The following is an 18,777-nucleotide window of genomic DNA, read 5'->3' as shown; positions in this document are numbered from 1 at the left end:
GGTTAAACTTCCGCTACCTCAATATAAAAATGATCTTCATCCACCTCAAAATCATCTGCTTTCATTTTCCTGAACGTGATCATCTTCCAGTTTGTTGTTGGATAAATAAAGCCAAACCGGCCGGGGGCAACCGTTACCTTTACCGGCATCTTAAACCCGGCTACATCTGCCTGCCAGCGGTATTTCAGCAGCAGGCTGCTGCCCTGTTCTTTCATTGAAATTTCCAGCGTAGGCACCCTGGTGTATTTCAGGTACTGGTCAAAAAAGCAGGTGTAATCCTTGCCGGTACGCTTACAGATGTAATTTACCAGCTCATTGGATGAAAGTGTCTGGTAACGGAAATGCTGCTGTATATCTTTCAAAAGATTAAACCACAGGGTATCATTGTCCAGCACAAAGCGGAATGTATTCAGCATCAGGCTGCCTTTGGTGTACATGTCGCCAATATCGTAGTGTATATGGTTTACATTATACACGCCGATCACCGGCTCGCGGTTACTCACCTGGCTTTTCTGCGCATCCAGGTAGGCTGCGCCTATGGTTTTGCCCTCCCTGCATTCCATCACAAGCGCTTCCGCATAGTTGGCAAATGCCTCATGCATCCACATGTCGGCTATGTCTTTACAGCTGATGGCATTGCCCCACCATTCATGCGCCGATTCATGCCAAACGACAGGCGTGTAGTTCAGTTGCGTGTCTTCTTTGATCTTTCCTATGCATACGCCGCTCTGGTGTTCCATAGGGTAGGGGCTTTCAAGCAGCGTAAAGCCGTCGCGGGGAAAGGGGTATTTGCCAAAGTGCTGCTCGTAACACGCCAGCATTGGTTTTACCTGGGCAAACATGGTACGGGCGCGTTCCAGGTTATAGGGCATTACATAATAGTTGATGGTAAGCGTATCACGGCCGCTGATGTAGGCATCATTAAAATGAGCGTATTTACCTATGCAAAAGGTGGCGTTATAATTATTGATCGGGTAGCTCACCAGCCATTCAAAGCGGGTTTTGTTGGGGCCTACCGGCGTTTTGCGCTGCAGGCGGCCGTTGGATATTTCTGTAAAGCCGTTGGGCACAGTAATGCAGATACGCATGCTGTCCGGTTCATCGGACAAATGATCTTTATTGGGCCACCACAGGCTGGCGCCGGAGCCCTGGCACACAACCTGTGTCCAGGGGTTTCCCTGCTCGTCCTTATCCCATAACATGCCGCCATGCATAGGGATTTTAATGTCCGGTACCTGCGGTACGCCATCATAATACACCGTTATTGCTGCTTCACTATCTACAGGCAATACGGCCGGGAACTGCACGAATACCGCATCCTCCTCCCGGGTAAATGACAGCGGCTGGTTCCGGTACAATATTTTTTGGATGTGCATATTGGCGTACAGGTCCAGCTGCATGAGATTGAACGGCGTTACTACCTTAAAGCGGATTTGGTTGCTGCCCCGGATAGAACGGGTATCAGGGTCTACATCCACATCCAGGTGGTAAAAGCTTACATCGTAGCAGGAGCGGAGCGGCGTAAGCATTCCGCGCAGCGTATCGGCCCGTGTAAAGCCGTTCTGCCTGTTAGAAACGTGCACCGTTTTTTTTGCCGGCGGGGTTGCCTGCTTTTGCTGCAGGGAGTCTTCCTGTACCGGCAGCAGGATGTTATAATTTTCCCAGAACGCGGGGTCATAATCATTCCCCACCTCATGGTTCATGGATGATTTGTCGTTACTGATGCCGGCAGCAAAGGGCTGCACATTATCCGTGTTCACATCGGTAACCAGCAGGTAAAAGTCGCCGGTCCATGGCACATCTTTCATCCCTCTTTTTTTGCTGTTCACCACGCAATCCCAGTGGCGCTGCACCGTACCCAGGTACGTTTTATTACCATACTGCTTATAGGTGACCGCCATTTTAAGTCCTGTAAAATCAAGCGTGGCTCTGATGATCTTAGACATGATGGTGTAGCTGATACCGCCTTTCTGATGGTGGTTTATATAATCAACGCCGGCAGGGGTGGCTTCCATTTCACATTTTATCAGCGCCATGGAGGCTTCATCGATATACAGCTTTGCCCGCACCAGCGCTTTGCGGCTGTTATCTTTTGGCTGCATGTACAACACCAGCAGGTTGCGGTTGTTTTCGCGGATGGTTTCCCGGTAGTCGCAGGTATAGTAGCGGAAATTGCGCGTATTCAGTATGCTACGCTTTCCGTCGGGATATTTCAGGAGGTCTTCGTTGAGGGAGGAGTAAGCCGTATTCAGAATATTGCCGATCCAGTAATACAGCTGCGGGTCTTTGCTCCAGTCAACCTTTTTTTTACGCCCTTTGACAATGCGGATCTGGTCTTTATGATCGCGGCTGGTATGGTAAGTTTTGTAAATATCCAGCACCGATTCATTAAAGTTGATGGTATCACCTGCCAGGCGTATGTTTTCCCTGTAAAAGGCGGTGAGCTTCACATCGGCGGTGTCATAGTTTTCCGGTATGCTGCTGATCATCTGCCGCAGGATGCTAAAACCGCTGCGTGCATTTACCGATACCTCGGGAAGCAGGTAAACAGCGGGCTGCAGCTGAATATCCATATCCTGTAAGCTGCCTGCCGGCAGGGGCATTGTAGCGGTTTTATAGCCAATGCAGGAAACCAGCAGGCTGTCCTGCCAGTATTTTTCCGCTATTTTAAAAATGAAACCGCCTCCGTCATTCGTCACGGTGCCGCTGCTGCCTTTTTTTAGCTGGATGTTGGCATAAATAACGGGTTGATGGCTGGCGGCATCGGTTACCCCGCCGGAAAGGGTCATGAATTTTTCCTGGGCAATAGCCTGGCTACCGGTCAGGAGCGTTACTAACAAACAAAGCCAAAAGTGGTGTTTCATCTTTTCTTTTTTCGGCAATCAAGCTTTTTCAGGCGGTTATGTCTAGTCAAATCCGGACTTGAACAGTATTTTACTGCTCATTTTCCGGATTTGGCTGCTTTTCGGTATGGAGGGTCATATACTCCCGGGGCGACATACCGGTATTGCTGCGGAAGGCGCGCTGAAAAGTTGCCTGTGAGTTAAAGCCGGCATCAAAGGCCATGGCCAGGATGGTCATATTATCGTGCCGCGATTGCCGGATGTTTTGCTTGAAAGCCTCTACCCGGTACCCGTTTACAAATTCATTGAAGCTTTTTTGCAGGTGCTGGTTCAATACCAGCGATATGGTTTTCTGGGGCAGGCCGGTATGCCGGGATAACAGGGCCAGGTTCAGATCAGGGTCCAGGTACAGGCGGTCCTGCTCCATTGCTTTCCTTAATAATGGTACTGCTGCTGTTACCAGCTCCACGGGCGGGGGCGCGGCAGCTTTCCTGGGAACCGGCGTTTCTTCGGGCGCCATCAGGTAGCCTTTTATGCCCAGGCAGTAGATGAGCACCACCAGGGGAATGTACACGGGGAACCAGCCTACGGAATTCAGCACCTTGTCGGTAAGCGACGGTATTACATAAGGCACCAGGTAAATGAACCAGATAGCCTGGAAAACCAGGAAAAGGCGGATGAACTGGCGCAGCCACTGCCGGTAGGCCGTTTTGTTTGTTCCTAAACCCGCAAGGTACCTGGCCGACAGCCAAAGGTATGCTGTAACAGAGAGCCAGCGGGGAATATCGGCGTAAACGTTATAATTGTCAATGAAACGGCCCCAGGGGCCGGCATCCGGCATTGCCACACCTGCGAACAGGCTTATTAAAAACGTTACAATAATAAGCTGGGGGCCGCAATCTATTATAACCGGTAAAAAATGCAACCGCTGTTTTTTGGTGAGCCTGAAGGCAGGATCTATGGTGCTTTTAACATAAAAATACAGCAGCGGGCCTACCGGCATAATGATCACCAGGGGAATAAAATTGCCCAGCAGGTTCAGAACGGGGTTGTTGGTGAACCAGGGCGATTCAAAGAGGTACAGGTTAAGGCAGGCGATGGCTATAAGCAGGATAAGGACGCCCAGGAAGCGGTTTGGGCGGGACCGTTTTTTTGAGAAAAAGAGCAGTATGCTCATGATAGTGCCCTGTATGAAGCCCAGCAAAATGAGGATGTGGAAGAAATCAGCGAAGGTCATAACCAGGGTTTTAGTTTTAAAGATAGGGATTATTGGGGTGAGGAGCATCTTTAAAAGAGTGCAAAACTTAGCGGAATTTTTTTCAAATTTAACTGCTAACGGCCGGCAATGCCGCCGGATGTAAATTACATGTTATGAAAAGCAGTAAACAAATTAAAGACGCCGGAAGCGTTAATGACACCAGCCCCGAACGTGTGAATGCATTTTCAGATGGTGTTTTTGCCATTATTATCACTATCATGATACTGGAATTAAAGCGCCCTTCAGCGGCCACCTTTGAAGCGTTGTTTGCCGAATGGCCCACCTGGATCAGCTACATTGCGAGCTATATTTTTATTGCCATTGTATGGGTGAACCACCATTACCTGCTAAAGCATGCCACTGCCGCAACCTTACGTTTAACGTGGGCTAATTTTGCACACCTTTTTTCTGTTTCGCTCATTCCCTTTAATACGGATTGGATGGCGGAAACAAGACTGGCCGCTGTTCCGGTGGCAATGTATGGTTTCGTATTCCTGCTGGTGAACATCACTTATCTATTACTGATATGGGAAACCATGGGCGCGAAAGGAGTGAACATGCGAAACCGGCCAAGGCGGTTGTTTCATGCACGGTCGGTATTAACCCTGCTGATTTTCAGCAGCGGGATGATTGTTGCTTTCTGGCATTCGTATATCGGCTTTGGAATTATCTGCGCCTGTCTTACGCTTTACCTGCGGCCGGATATACCGGGCATGCAGCATGGCCGCTGACCAGAGTTATGAAATTCAAATGTAAAACGTCAGGGCCATCTTACACCGGTTATCTTTTCGCTGAGCTGCCATAAGGCCATTGCTTTTTCCGCGTCAATGGCGAAATGCCGGACACCATAAATAATCCCCACGTCGTCAGGCACCAGCTCCGCAATATTGCAATCTTCGCAATAAACGCCGCCCCTGTTGTTCAGCTGTTCGCTGAGGGCGCACCAAACAGCAGTGGCGGCGCCCTGCTGCGGTGTTTTAAAGTGCTTCACCTGCTGCTCCCAGGCCTGCAGCTCTTCATCGGTCATGTAGCGGAAAATATCTGTGCGTATAGAGCCCGGATGTACGGCAAAGGCCCTTACGCCATATTCCCGGCCAACCCTGTCCAACTCCACTGCAAAAAGCGAGTTAGCGGTTTTTGAGTGCGCGTAAGCTTCCATCCTGTCGTAGGGGTGCTTTTCAAAGTTCACATCATCCAGCTTCCCGTTCATGCGCCGGTGGCCTATAGACGATAACGACATTACCCTTGCGCCGCCGGCATTTTTGAGCGCCGGCCATAAACGCCCCGTGAGCTGAAAATGCCCCAGGTGATTTACGCCGAACTGCAGCTCATAGCCCCGTTTGTCTTTCAGCAATTGCGGCGGACGAAATATTCCTGCGTTGTTAAAAAGCAAATGCAGGCGGTTATGCGCGGCAAGGAACTGCTCCGCAAAGGCGTCAACCGCTGCAGGATCGGCCAGGTCAAGGGGAATAAAAGCTACATTTTTAAGACGGGAAAGCTGAACGGCTGCCTTGCCCGCATCCCTGGCGCCTACTACAACCTGCGCGCCCGCCGCGGCCAGCGTTTTAACGGTTTCATAACCAATACCGGAATTGCCGCCGGTAACCAAAGCGGTTTTTCCCGTTAAGTTGTGACCGGCCGCTACTTCCGCTGCGGTGCTTTGTGCATTAAATGCCGAATGAATGGGTGCCTGTGCTGTTCTCATGTGAAATGATATTAACAGCACAAAATTAGATCAGCATTTGTAAAAAAAAAGTATGCAAATCAAATCAATGATTATGCTTAAGAAAACCGCAGCAGCGCCGCAGCGTCTATAGCACCGGTTTCCTGGTTTTGCACCAGGCCAATAATTTCCCATTCCTGCGTATTAAACCCGTTGGGCAGGTTTAATTGCTGCGTGCCGGCTTTGCCATGCGCCAGGTCAAATGTATGCAGGTCGCGGACAATTTGCACGTGTGATAAGGTACGCCCGCCATTCTCGCCTTTTTGCACTTTGCTAACAGCATGTTTTTGCACTACCGCAACCAGCAGCTGGCTGTTACGGAGATTTCCCGTAACCTGGTAGCTGAGGTGCAGCTTGTCCGCCTGTACCTGTCCCCGTATATTCAATGCAGTTGCCGGGGCCTGGTCCAGCGCGATTTTTACCGCGTTATTAACAGCTTTTTCATTTGACCCGATGTATTCCGACCCGCCGTTGACAACCAGCTGGGGGGTATATACCTGTGACCCAAGCAGCTCACTGTAGCGGCGCTGGCGGGCTGTGTACCGGGCATCGCTGAATTTATCTTTCCAGCCAAGGCGGTCCCAATAGTCAACATGATAAGCTAAAACATAAACAGGTTTGTTTGCTGCTTCCTGTTGTATGCGGGCAATAACAGCATCGGCAGGCGGGCAGCTGGAGCAGCCCTCTGAGGTAAACAGCTCCAACACGGCAAAGCCATTGCCGGTGGCAGGGGGATGTTGCTGCGTTGAAGCAGCGCACCCGGCAACCAGCGCGGTGGCAGATAAAGTAAGCACGGTTATGGCACAAATGGCAAGCATCTTTACTGGTTTCATTTTCTTTGCATTTTGTTTAGCTCAAAAGTAGTGGCGGCTTACGTTCCGGGGAAGCAAAAAAGGCCCCAGGCGGACGTATAGCCCCCTCAACCCGGCATTAAGAGGCGCGAAAAAATCAAGGTCAGCGGTCTTCCATCCAGGTAAGGAAGCTATGGGATTTTTCTTTGTTCACCAGCAGCTTCTCTTTTGTTTCCAGGTGCAGCTTTACATGCAGCTTACGCAGGAAATACGGTTCTACCTCTTTGATGGCTTTAAAATTCACCAGGTACTGGCGGTTCAGCCGGAAAAACTGCCGGGGCGATACGGCGTTGGTTACCTGGTCTAGCGACTGGTTAATTACAAACTCCTGCTTGTCAAAACACATGATCCACGTTGCATCATGGCGTACATAAAAGAAGGCAATATCCTCAATGCTAACGGTTTTGTACTTTTGGTTCCTGAACACCAGGAAGCTGGTTTTGCCGCCAGGCGCGCTTAATTTGGAAAGCAGGTTGCCCAGGTCGGGTATTACTGTTTGCTGGAAGAAATTTTTCAGCTCATCCACCTTTTTAAAAGCTTCCTGTATGTCCTGTTTTGAAAAAGGCTTCAGCACATAATCTACCCCGTTGCTTTTGAAAGCCTTAAGGGAATACTCGTCATACGCTGTGCAAAAAACCACCGGACAGGTGATTTTCACCGACCTGAATATTTCAAAGCAAAGGCCGTCGGCCAGCTGAATATCCATGAAAATAAGGTCCGGCATTACGCCTTCGGATAGCGCGTTAACAGTACCTTCCACGCTTTGATACCGGCCTGTTATCTTAGCCCCGGGCTTTACCGATAATATAATGCTCTCAAGCGACCTGGCTGTTTTAAGCTCGTCTTCAATGATGATGATGTTCATGGATAAGCGGCAATTTTACCTGGAAAATCTTTTGGCCGTTAATAATATCAATGTGCCTGTTAAGCAAATGGTTGTATCGCAGGTCAATGTTTTTAAGCCCCACGCCCAGCGAGTTGTGCTCCCCGGTTTTAGGCTGTACCTGGTTTTCCACGATGATGGCTCCGTTTTCTTCGTACACCTTAATATGCAGCGGCTTGCTTAAAGCAACGATATTGTGCTTGATGCAATTTTCAACCAGCAGCTGCAACGTAAACGGGGGAATAAGGGTGCCAAGCGCGCGGTCGCTTAACGTGCTTTCAAACGTGAAGCCGCCATCAAACCGGGCTTTTTGAAGAAAGAGGAATGCGTTCAGTATTTCCATTTCTTCATGAACATGTATCAGGTCCAGCTTACGGCTTTCGAGTGTGAAGCGGTAAAAGTTGGATAGCTTCAGAATGAAATCCACGGCTTCCTTATCGCCGGTTTCCACCATTGCTTTCAGCGTATTCAGGCTGTTGAAAAGAAAGTGCGGGTTAACCTGCTGCTTCAGCAGCTCGTACTGCGCGCTGAGGTTATCGTTTTTAATGCGCTCCAGCTCCATGGTCACGTGCTGGTTCTCATAATTTTGCCGCAGCATGTGCAGGAACATGTAAAAAACCAGGTTGATGAGAATACCCCGCACTTCCACCATTAGCATAACCGGGCCAAAATTGATATGTGACAGTATCAGCTGCTGAATGCAGGCAAGCCCCAGCATTACCGCAAGGCCAAATGCCAGGCTGCCAAACAATCTTGAATAGGAGATGCTTTGCTTCCGCGATTGCCCCGGCCTGCGGGACAGCATGTAAATGTTGAAATACCACATCAGCACTGAAAAAGCGGCGGTTAAGCCGGCATTCACCGCTGCTTCGGCGGCATTAAAATGATGCTCGGCTATTTGTGGTACAGATGATAACAGGCCCAGGAAAATTGAGCTGATCCATATGGCTGCGTGAGATATTTTAAGCGCCGGCCTTTTTATCAATAACGAGTCAGCCTGGTCCTGGTAAAGCATTGATGTTGTTTATGGTGTGTAAAGTTATTGATATCTACCGGAAAACAGCCGGCTTATGGGATAATATAAAGCGGATGCGTGCAGCGGCGCTAAAGGCACGGCCGATGCTGTCGGCCGGCGCCTGGCCCTGGTTTAGCCGGTAGGTGAACGGGTTGTTTTTTCCGTCCGGTGCGGTAACCGTTTCAATGCTTTGAACCGGCCCGTTTATATGGCTGCCGTACCAGAAGGTATTATTGGCCTGTTTATAGGTAACCAGCTTAAATACCTGGCTGTTGCCATACAGTACGGACATTGTTTGCTGCTGTGTGTTGGCGAACAGGGTAATCACCCGCAGGCCGCCTGCATCAAACAACTTACGCGAGCCATCCGCGCCTGCATTGGCAGGAGGGATGTTGAACACCAGGTCGGTTTTGCCGGCAATTTTATGGCAGTTATAACAGGTGGTATTGAACAGCGGCGTTGCGCCGTACGGCTTTAGCTGTACGCCGTTGAATTTGGCAAATCCCCAGCCTTTGCTGCCGGGAAACCGCCTGCTGTCTTTGACCATGATCTGCACACTGTTCAGCGATCCGGGTGTAATACCACCGTCTTTTTCCTCTATACTGTTCCATACTACTTTTACAATGGCGCTGCCTTCGGGAAATGGCTGCATATGATTTTCTTTAACAGCTTTTGCGGCAATGGCGTTGCCATAAACTATCCGTATGCTGTGATTGTCGAACCGGTTGGTGGTGCTGATAACCTGCCAGTTCCTGTATTCAGGGATGTATTTTACGCCGTTAGCTGCTACCGGTATACCGGTTTGCGGTTGCTGCACCTGGTTCAGCTCCCGGGCCGCCTGGTTAATTATTGCAGTATCATGATAATGGTAGGGACTGAGGTCATTGGCGTACTTTTTCAGCACGGCAATATCCTGCGCAGATAACCTGGCTTGCGGATGCAAAGCCCTGTAAGCCGGCAGGGGCATTTTGCCGGTGAGCGCCATATTTACCATTTCCCATATGCGGCCCTGCTGGTCTGCCGGGCTTAGTGTGTCCCAGGTGGAAAAATTAAAGCGCGACCGGGCTTCCGTCACATCTGCTGTAACCAGCCAGGAAACCGGCGCAATTTTATTGTACCAGCTTAATTTGGTTTCATTTGAATGACAGTCGTAGCAAGCCCGCTGCAGAATTGCGGCTACATCATGCGGCGCTTTTAAGGGGCCGGTTACCGGCGGGTTCTGAACGGGCGGCTGAATAAATTGTACGGCCGTTATAAATAATATAAATATGGCTATTACTGTCAGTGGCCTTTTTAATTTCCGGTTGGGTGATTGCATGGTCGGATTTTTGGGACAAGTTAGCCCGCAGCAGGGCGCCGGCCCTGCTCTTTTACCTTCAGGCGGACATTTTTGTCCCTGAACCGGACAAGGGGTGGCAGCAATAATTTATTGCTTCAATATCTTCACCTGTTTCAGGCTGCCATCTTTACGTGTTATGGTAATAATGTACATCCCGGGAGTTAAGGCAGATACAGGAATAACGTTCCCAGGGTTTTTAACGCGCATTACCGCGCGGCCATTAATGTCGTAAATATTCAGCGTTTTTACCTGGTTGCTGTTGCGGATGTGCAGCTGTTCGCTTACGGGGTTAGGCAGCAGCGTAACGGTATTATCGTTTGCCTTTTGCACTGTTTGTGCGGCTAACCTGGCGGATGATGCAGCACTGGCGCTGGTAACAGTAAGGTAATTGAGGTTAAACCCGCCGGTGGCCGTGGCAATACCTATGCTAAAGGAGCCGGCAGGAAGTGTTACGGTATGTGAAACATTGGCCCAGTTTTGCCAGCCGCCGGTATTAGGTATTGTAACGCTGCCCAGCTGCGTGGCGCCGGCGTCTTTTTCCAGCCGCAGCGTGGTATTGGCATTAGGGCTGGCTACACGGTACTCCACCCGGTAAGGGCCTGCTGCGGGAATGGTAATGCTGTACGACATCCAGTCACCAGCATCTATCCATCCAACATCCTGTCCGCCGCCTGCATCGGTGGTAGCTTCAACATCAATACCCGACATGTATTCATAGTTCTCTGCCTGGATAACGGTTGAGAAAGCAGCATTTGACTCCACCTTCAATGAGCTTACCTTATCGTTCCAGCCGTTATCAACCAGGCAATCATCATCTGCGGTGAGCACCAGCGTTGTACCGCTGAAGTTATCATCCCAGTAAAGCGTTACTTTATACCCGGCGGCTACCTTAATGGAGGAAATATCGTCATTGAGTATGCCCAGCGCATTCAGCTGGCTAAGCGTGTAAGTACCGGGGTTAAGCCCCGTTGCATTGCCGCCATAGCCGCAATCTTTATAAACCACGGCAGCGCCGCTGGCGGTTAACCCTGCAAAGCCGCCGATAGTAACCGTGGCCCGCAGGGGTGAGGGGGCGTTGATGGTGGATGAATGGTTAAATACATCGTCGTAGCAAAAGCCATAAGCCAGCCCGTTAAGGCTAATGTCGTTACGGTGCCAGAATTTGCAATACCAGTTGTAAGGCGATGTTTGATAATATTTGGACGCATTGGCAAGATCCTGCGTGGCGCCGGTTGGCAGCGTAAGGTCAATGGCATGCCGGTTAATAGCAGCGCATATCTGCGCCTGCACAACCTTATCCAGGTCGCTGCCGGCCGCCATTACGCCGCTGCCTTCCATTGCTTCAATATTGGTAGGCTTGCGCGAGATAGTGCCTACCTGCCCGTCGGAAGCCCTGGTGAACGTGAATACACCTCCTGATACATGGCCGCTCCATGTACCGGCATCGCCTGCATTAAAAACCAGGTTGCCGCTTTGGTACTTTGACCATATAGCATCGATATAGGCGCCGAAATAGTTGGCCTGCGGCCCGCTGCCCTGGAAGGCGGGTGTTTTTGAAGGAAATTTAATGATCCCTTTCCCGGCATCATAGCAGCCGGCAAAATCAGCCGGCGCAGTGGATTGCCACAGCGAAAGGACCTGGTTGTGCGGTATAAACTCGCCTACCTTCTGGTAAAAGCCGCCATTGCCCCATACCTCAAGCCCCATGGGATATTGATAGCCGTCAACACGCGTGGTGTTAGCCCAAAGGCCATTGGAAGCATTGGTAAGCTCAATGGTTTCAAACCGGATGCCCTGGTTAGGATCATTCGGATTGGCGAGATTGGGTGCCGCATAACCGCTTGGCGCGCCCGATGCACCAAAGAAGTAGAGATACAGCTGCGAATTAAAGGAGATGAGCATACGGCATCCTTTAATGCCGGGAATGTTAATGGTTTTATTGGGTATTTCACTGAGCCGGGCAAAGCAGTTGGCATACAAACCGTTGCCGCCCGGTCCTTTGTCGCCGTTAATAACCGGTCCCGGTACCGTATTGTCTGATACATTCATCAGGTTAACAGCGCCGGTTTTAGGATTAATCCATACGTGGTTGTCATTGATGATGCCTACAACCGCTACATACACATTCCCATCTGCATAAGACGAATTGTTGTGCAATGTAAAGGGCACCGCGGTTTGGGCCTGCGCGTTACGGTTGACCAGTATGGCTATTGTAAATAAAAAAAACAGGCGGGCACAAAGCACCCTGAACGGGAAATACAGTAATTGGGTTCTCATAGAATATAGGTATTAGATTAACAAAATGTTACCAGCTAAATTTAAATAAATTTTTCATGAAGTTATCATGTTGCAACGCCAAAAATGCGGGATCGTGCAGAAAAGATTGATATAGGCCGTAATGTACTTTTTGAAATACGTAATATATAAAATGCTTAAAAATGCCGTTACCTCCGATGAATACGGATGTGGCTGACCGCTGAAAAAGGGCATAAATTCTGCGGCTTCAATATAAAGGCGCCTGCTGCCAGCACAATATTTTTTCAACAGTAAAAACAAGAAAAATGAAAAAATCTGAAATAACTGTTGACCTGGGAAAAGTTCACCTTAAAGGCAATGTGCAGCTCCCGGAAAATGCGCGGGCGCTGGTAATTTTCGCGCATGGCAGCGGCAGCAGCCGGTTTAGTCCCAGGAACCAGTTTGTAGCGGATATTTTAAATGGGCGCCGCATTGCTACGTTGCTCACAGACCTTTTAACAACAGCGGAGGACGAAACATACGGTAACAGGTTTAACATACCGTTACTGGCCGACCGGCTTATAAAAATCACGCAGCGGGTAATGGGTATAGATGCGCTGCCTCACACCTGTTTGAAGAACCCGGCACCTTGCAGGCAGCAGCCCATCTTGCGGCTGAATGGTTCCACCGGCACCTGGTTACGCTGGAGTCCCGGGAAAAACAATTACAATCAAAATAGCGGATCTTATGTATTTCCTTAACAGGCAGGATGCAGCCGGTCAGCTGGCAGCATTACTGGAAAAATATAAAGGCCAGGATGGCGTGATGCTTGCGGTACCGCGCGGCGGCGTGCCCCTGGGCTATTACCTGGCAAAGCACCTCAACTTTACGCTTGATTTGCTGATGACAAAAAAAATCGGCCACCCGATGAATGAGGAATATGCCATTGGCGCGGTTGGACTGTCGGACAGCATCGTGAATGAGCATGAAGGCGTTTCTCCTGGATATATTGAACAGGAAACCAACCGCATTAGGCAGCAGCTGCAGGAACAGTACCGGCGCTTTATGAACCGTGATAAGCCGGCAGACCTGCGGAATAAAATTGTGATTGTGGTAGATGATGGCATTGCCACGGGCAGAACCATATTGGCCACGCTGAAAATGCTCAGGAGCAAACAACCCCGGAAGCTGGTGGTAGCTGTTCCGGTAGCGTCTGAATCCGCGGCAGAAAAGATCAGCGGGTATGTAGACGAGTTCGTATGCCTTTATACGCCTGCGGTGTTTTACGGCGTGGGCCGGTTTTATGAGGATTTTAGCCAGGTAGGGGATGATGAGGTGATCGCCTACCTGCAGAAGCTACATGTAAGAGGGTTTGCAGCATAGCACTGCAACTACCAATCCCGCATGTGCTAGTGCGCCGGCTTAGGCGTGAATTGCGCCAGGTCATATATGCCCAGCTGCTGCTCAATACCCGCCACCTTATCAACAAATTCTTCAAACCCGCCTTCACCGAAAAGCTGGTGCTCCCGCTTTTCAAAGTCTTCACCCAGGCTGTCAAATTCATGTTTACTCACAATGCTACGCAAAGCAGGAAATAAAACAGTGTCTTCCCGGGCTTCGTGTGGCCGGTACATACGTATAAAAGCCGACAGCAGATCATGCAGCTTTAATTTATCATTATCCGTTGATATGCGGGGCTGCCTGGCCAATGCCAGCAGCTGGCCTGTAATTATCCTGCCTTGCTCATGCTGTAGCCGTAATACCTGTACCAGGTCGGTAAGCTTACCGGCTTTTTCAAAACGCGGGAATAAAAAGTCTTCTTCCTGCTTTTCATGGTACGCTTCTATAAAAGTATGGATAATACCGGCGGCGTCCATCACCGGCTGGGGAGGTATGTCCTGGTTAGATGCAAGCATGGCCAGGAAATGATCGTACACCAGCAAAACACGGTTTAAAATTCCATGCTCGCGCATAAGATCTTCCGGCGGGCTTATTTCTTCTTCTTCTGCTGCTGCTTTATGCCCGCATCCGGTTAAAAGCCCCATGCCGGCAATACCGGAAACAACGGTTATTTTAAAGCTATGCTCGATAAAATTTCTCCGGCTGGAACCTGGATAATGCGCTCCCGCGTGGTTGCCTGCATTTTTCATAAACGGCGTTTAAAGGGTGAACAGTTAACATACATGCTATCCATAGAAATGGGACAAACGCTTTGTTTGGTAGTTGGGAGCTCATGCATAGTAAATAATTTACTCCCGGAGCAAAGTTAAAATATCCTGGAAATTAAAGCACGTCGCCTGCTGTTTACCCGGAAAACATGTCTACTGCAGGGTACCGTACACCGTCTACATATCTCTCACTAAATTCCCCAAAAACATACGCCTTTGTAAAAGGCGCAATAATTGCGGCATAAAAAAAGCTATTAAAAAAATTTTTTTATGAAAGCGTTTGAAACTCTAAAAAACAAAGCCAACCTGCTACGTAAATGGTCTATGATCTCCACCACCGAAGCAGGCTCCGGGCATCCCACTTCCTGCCTCTCTGCGGCAGATATTACTGCAACATTGTTTGATAAGTACTTTACTTATGACACTGCAGATCCGCTGAATAATTATAACGATCACTTTGTGCTTTCAAAGGGACATGCCGCCCCGTTGCTGTACGCCCTGTTTGGCGTAAGCGGCGCCTACCCGCTGGAAGAGCTGAAAACCCTGCGCAAATTCGGCAGCCGCTTCCAGGGGCATCCGGTGCCGGCATTTGCCTATGCGGAGGCTGCTACCGGCTCGCTGGGGCAGGGATTATCCGTAGGGGCGGGGCTTGCGCTTGCAGCCAAGCGCGAAGGCCTGCCTTCCAGGACATTTGTGCTTACCGGCGACGGTGAGCTGGCCGAAGGACAAATATGGGAAGCAACCAATTTTGCTTCGCACGAAAAGCTGGATAACCTGGTGGCCATCCTGGATATTAACCGTCTTGCCCAAAGCCAGGCCACTATGTTCGGGCATCATATCGAAGAATATGTGCGCCGCTTTGAGGCATTTGGTTTTGAGGTAACTGCCATTGACGGGCACAACTTTGAGGAGATTGACCAGGCGCTTCAAAAAGCGGTAAGCAACACGAACGGTAAGCCCACCGCTATTGTGGCAAAGACCATCAAAGGGAAAGGCATCTCTTTCCTGGAAGATAAAGACGGCTGGCATGGAAAGGCTTTAAAAAAAGATGACCTGCAGAAAGCGCTGGCAGAATTGGGGAATGTAGACGATCAGCTGCGGTTTGACCTGAAGAAGCCTGCCGGGAAATTAATGCCGCAAAGTGTAGATAAGCAGTATAAAACAGCCATTGATTTTGAAAAGGACAAAACGTACGCAACACGCGAAGTGTTTGGAGAAGTACTGGCCGATCTTGTTAAGCAGGACAAAAACATTTATGTGCTGGACGGGGATGTGATGAATTCCACCTTTACGGAATATGCAAAAAAGGAAGTGCCGGAGCGTTTTGTGGAATGCTACATTGCAGAACAGAATATGGTATCAGTAGCAGCAGGCCTGTCCAGGTTGGGGCGGGTGCCCTTTGCAGCCACTTTCGGCGCATTTTTTACAAGGGCGGCAGACCAGGTACGGATGGCGCGCGTATCGGAGGCGCACATTAAATTTGCCGGTTCCCACGTAGGTGTTTCCATAGGGGAAGATGGTCCCTCACAAATGGCGCTGGAGGATATTGCCATGTTTGGCGCATGGCCCGATGTGGTTGTGTTACAACCTGCCGATGCCTGGAGCGCCGCGCAGCTGGTGCCGAAAATGATCACCCATCCGGGAATGGTATATATGCGCACGCTACGGCCTAAAACCAATTTATTATACAGCAAAAACGACACTTTTGATATTGGCGGGTCCAGGGTTTTGCGCCAGTCGGACCACGACGAGCTAACCGTAGCCGCTACAGGCATCACCGTGTTTGAAGCGCTGAAGGCCGCGGACGAGCTGGAAAAGGAAAACATTCACATCCGGGTACTGGATTGCTATTCCATTCATCCCATAGATGCCGAAGCATTAAAAGCCAGCCTGCATGCCACCCGGCAAAACATGCTGATAACAGTTGAGGACCATTTTGCGCACGGGGGCATGGGCGATTTTGCCGCCACAGCTTTAGCAGGCACCGGCGCCGAAGTAATTAAAATGGCGGTAACCGCCATTTCCCAGTCGGGCACCATGAATGAGCTGCTGCACGCCGCAGGTATTGACGCCGGTCACATAGCGCAAAAAGTAAGGGAGTATTGTGCGGTAACCGCCTAGCCGTTACTGCTTTGTGAAAAGTATATTTTGTATTCTTCCGTTTGTAAGCCGGAAGCCGGCTATCTTTTGCTGCTTATCTTTAAAAAAGGTGATATTGCCATTGTAGCTACTGAATTTACCGGCAGCTGCCAGGTCGGGGTCAAAGGTGAAATCGCCCAAACGCATGTGATGGGCCACCAGCTTATCATTTTCTACTGAAAGCCGGTAGGCTGTTTCCAGCTCGGCGCTGTAGTAAACGCCTGCATATTGCCTGAGCTGTGCAGGAGTAACATGAACGGGCGTTACGCGTGGCGCTATTATACCCCGGTATTTCAGCGCGCCGGCTTTGTCCTTTATGTTCCTGAAGGTAACAGATGAGCCATAGGCGGGCACCCAAAGCACGGTATCGGATTTTACAGCGGTGGGGAATTTATCTTCACCATTGGCCTGTACCATTATTTGCCCGTTTTCAAGCGTAAAGGTTACATACCAGCCGGCGCCCAGCTGATAGCTGCCCACATATTTTTTTAACAGCAGCGTATCTGCATTAATATCAGGCAGGCTGCTCATGTCTTCACGTTTGGGGCCGGCCGGAATTTTATCTTTTAAAAACAGCTTTGCAATAGCGTTTGCATTGGTATATACATCAAAACTGCCGGTATTGCTTAGCAGGATAATGCTAAGCTTTTGATCGGGGTAGTTGGAGATAATAGTGCGGAACCCGGCCCAGCCGCCATCATGCGAAAAACGAAGCACGCCGTTATTGCGGCTTACTTCCAGGCCGTAAGCGTAGTTGATCTTTTGGCTGTTATTGAGCGTGTCTGTTTCCAGCATTCTTACATACACGGGGTCCTGCCGGTCAAGCGCCTGCTGAAAATGAATAACCCATTTAGCCAGGTCTTCAACGGTGGTGAATATGGAGCTGGAACCCAACGCCGTAAGCGCATCGTTATTTTTGTTATACGCACCGCCGTTGCCGCTGTAGGAGCTTGCCAGGTGTTTGACAACTTTTGCGTAATCGCTGCACACCAGTGAAGTGTGCATGTCCAGTGGTTTGAAAATGTGATCATCCACCCATTCAGGGAATGTTTTTCCGCTTACTTTGGCAACAATGGCTGCCAGCAGGTTGTAGCCCGTATTTGAATAGGAGTACTGTGCGCCGGGATCAAAATCAAGCTCCCGCTGCTGCTTCACCATCCGCATAATATCCTCATACCGGAAGCTCTCGTCCCAGCGCCATCCTGCTGCGTGCAGCGCAGCCGGCCAGTCCCTTAACCCGCTGGTATGATGGATAAGGTTGCGCACCGTGATCGTTTTGCCGAATTGCGGCACATCGGGCAGGTATTTATGAATGTCGTCATCCGGCGATATCTTGCCCTCCTGTATCAGCGTTGAAATGGCAAAGCCGGTAAATTGCTTTGATACAGAGGCAATGTCAAAAACCGTTGCAGGGGTAATGGGAATATCATATTCCAGGTTGGCCAATCCATAGCCTTTTTTGAACGCTACAGCGCCGTCTTTTACCACCAGTACAGCCACTCCCGGGCTGCCGGGATGGCCGTATTCCTTAAAAAGCGCATCAATGCGCGCCTGCAGGGAGTCGGGGGTACCCTGGGCAATACCGGATAAACTGCTTAAAAGCAGTAAAAGTGTGCACAATGTTTTCATGGTACGTAGTTGGGCCTGCAATTGTTGGTTGCATGTATATAATGACGCCTAAAGCTTGCAAAGGTTGCGCGCCGTTGCCGCAAAGCCAGGGGAATACCTGAAATCAATGTATATTAGTATGCCTATATCCCTGGCAACAGCAGCAATACTATGAAAAAAATCATCACAACACTTCCCGCCCTTTTTTGTGTGCTGGTGCTGAAAGCACAGCTTTTTGAAAAGAAAGACTTCCCTCCCGGCATTGCTGCGGTTAAGTCCCGCTATTTTAACGGCAGCGGCGGCAAAGGCTACTGGAGCCTTAGAAAACTGGACACTGCGGGAAGAACAGTGGAATATTGTAACTACAAAAACAGGCAACTGTTATACAAAGACCTGTACCGGTATAACAACCAAAACGACATCACCTGCATTATCCATGCTTTTTACATAAACCAGCCCGGAAAGGTTGATACCACTACTTTTGAGTATGCCTACGCCGGCAGCAGGATCGTATATCAGAAACGCATTTTCCCTAACCGGGACTCTGTGGTGTTTAAACTGGCGGAGCATAAGAACGACACTGTTTTAACCTATCAATGTATATCCTATAATTATCCGCCCGGTAAAATGCCGGTCAGCGTAGAGAGAACATATGTTTTACACTATGCAGACAGCCTGCTTACGAAGCAGGCGGTGGTAAATAGTAACGACAGGG

Annotated in this window: 15 protein-coding genes; 5 read left to right on the top strand and 10 right to left on the bottom strand. The window is 49.7% G+C overall.

The window, feature by feature from the left end:
- Positions 1-2 precede the first annotated feature (2 nt).
- Positions 3-2,864 (bottom strand): M1 family aminopeptidase, encoded by a 2,862-nt coding sequence (locus VFS25_RS07775; protein WP_326461562.1) that lies wholly within the window; start codon positions 2,862-2,864, stop codon positions 3-5.
- Between the two features lie 70 nt (positions 2,865-2,934).
- The gene (locus tag VFS25_RS07770) at positions 2,935-4,080 is read right to left on the bottom strand and encodes an AraC family transcriptional regulator (RefSeq protein WP_326461561.1); all 1,146 of its coding nucleotides are present in this window, start codon (positions 4,078-4,080) and stop codon (positions 2,935-2,937) included.
- A gap of 134 nt (positions 4,081-4,214) precedes the next feature.
- On the opposite strand from VFS25_RS07770, the gene VFS25_RS07765 reads away from it, so the two are divergent.
- On the top strand, positions 4,215-4,832 hold the full coding sequence (locus VFS25_RS07765; RefSeq protein WP_326461560.1) for a TMEM175 family protein: 618 nt from the start codon (positions 4,215-4,217) through the stop codon (positions 4,830-4,832).
- 29 nt (positions 4,833-4,861) lie between these two features.
- On the opposite strand, the gene VFS25_RS07760 is transcribed toward VFS25_RS07765, so the two are convergent.
- From VFS25_RS07760 to VFS25_RS07735, 6 genes are all read right to left on the bottom strand, one after another.
- The gene (locus VFS25_RS07760; RefSeq protein WP_326461559.1) at positions 4,862-5,806 is read right to left on the bottom strand and encodes an SDR family NAD(P)-dependent oxidoreductase; all 945 of its coding nucleotides are present in this window, start codon (positions 5,804-5,806) and stop codon (positions 4,862-4,864) included.
- Positions 5,807-5,883: 77 nt separating this feature from the next.
- Entirely contained in the window at positions 5,884-6,657 is a 774-nt protein-coding gene (locus VFS25_RS07755; RefSeq protein WP_326461558.1) for a DUF1223 domain-containing protein, read from the bottom strand.
- A gap of 121 nt (positions 6,658-6,778) precedes the next feature.
- Positions 6,779-7,540, bottom strand: coding sequence for a LytTR family DNA-binding domain-containing protein (locus VFS25_RS07750; RefSeq protein WP_326461557.1), 762 nt, complete (start codon positions 7,538-7,540; stop codon positions 6,779-6,781).
- Positions 7,521-8,573, bottom strand: a complete 1,053-nt coding sequence (locus VFS25_RS07745) for a sensor histidine kinase (protein ID WP_326461556.1) — start codon at positions 8,571-8,573, stop codon at positions 7,521-7,523. The genes VFS25_RS07750 and VFS25_RS07745 overlap by 20 nt, the downstream gene beginning before the upstream one ends.
- A 34-nt stretch (positions 8,574-8,607) precedes the next feature.
- Positions 8,608-9,891, bottom strand: a complete 1,284-nt coding sequence (locus VFS25_RS07740; RefSeq protein ID WP_326461555.1) for a heme-binding domain-containing protein — start codon at positions 9,889-9,891, stop codon at positions 8,608-8,610.
- A gap of 108 nt (positions 9,892-9,999) precedes the next feature.
- Positions 10,000-12,189, bottom strand: a complete 2,190-nt coding sequence (locus VFS25_RS07735) for a beta-1,3-glucanase family protein (RefSeq protein WP_326461554.1) — start codon at positions 12,187-12,189, stop codon at positions 10,000-10,002.
- A gap of 284 nt (positions 12,190-12,473) precedes the next feature.
- Between VFS25_RS07735 and VFS25_RS07730 the strand changes: the two genes are divergently transcribed.
- On the top strand, positions 12,474-12,908 hold the full coding sequence (locus VFS25_RS07730; protein ID WP_326461553.1) for a hypothetical protein: 435 nt from the start codon (positions 12,474-12,476) through the stop codon (positions 12,906-12,908).
- Positions 12,895-13,530, top strand: coding sequence for a phosphoribosyltransferase (locus tag VFS25_RS07725; RefSeq protein ID WP_326461552.1), 636 nt, complete (start codon positions 12,895-12,897; stop codon positions 13,528-13,530). The genes VFS25_RS07730 and VFS25_RS07725 overlap by 14 nt, the downstream gene beginning before the upstream one ends.
- 26 nt (positions 13,531-13,556) lie before the next feature.
- Here the strand turns inward: VFS25_RS07725 and VFS25_RS07720 are convergent, their stop codons facing one another.
- Entirely contained in the window at positions 13,557-14,297 is a 741-nt protein-coding gene (locus VFS25_RS07720) for a hemerythrin domain-containing protein (protein ID WP_326461551.1), read from the bottom strand.
- A 288-nt stretch (positions 14,298-14,585) separates the two neighbouring features.
- On the opposite strand from VFS25_RS07720, the gene VFS25_RS07715 reads away from it, so the two are divergent.
- Complete coding sequence (locus VFS25_RS07715) at positions 14,586-16,436, top strand: transketolase (RefSeq protein WP_326461550.1); 1,851 nt, start codon at positions 14,586-14,588, stop codon at positions 16,434-16,436.
- Between the two features lie 3 nt (positions 16,437-16,439).
- Here VFS25_RS07715 and VFS25_RS07710 read toward each other — a convergent pair whose 3' ends face one another.
- Complete coding sequence (locus VFS25_RS07710) at positions 16,440-18,083, bottom strand: serine hydrolase domain-containing protein (RefSeq protein WP_326461549.1); 1,644 nt, start codon at positions 18,081-18,083, stop codon at positions 16,440-16,442.
- A 150-nt stretch (positions 18,084-18,233) separates the two neighbouring features.
- On the opposite strand from VFS25_RS07710, the gene VFS25_RS07705 reads away from it, so the two are divergent.
- Positions 18,234-18,777 (top strand): hypothetical protein (locus tag VFS25_RS07705; protein ID WP_326461548.1); only part of this gene is annotated, 544 nt, incomplete at its 3' end.

Source organism: Chitinophaga sp., assembly GCF_035761305.1.
Classification (GTDB): Bacteria; Bacteroidota; Bacteroidia; order Chitinophagales; family Chitinophagaceae; genus Chitinophaga.
The sequence above is the reverse complement of the archived record's forward strand: the minus strand, read 5'-3'. Positions and strand labels throughout refer to the sequence as shown.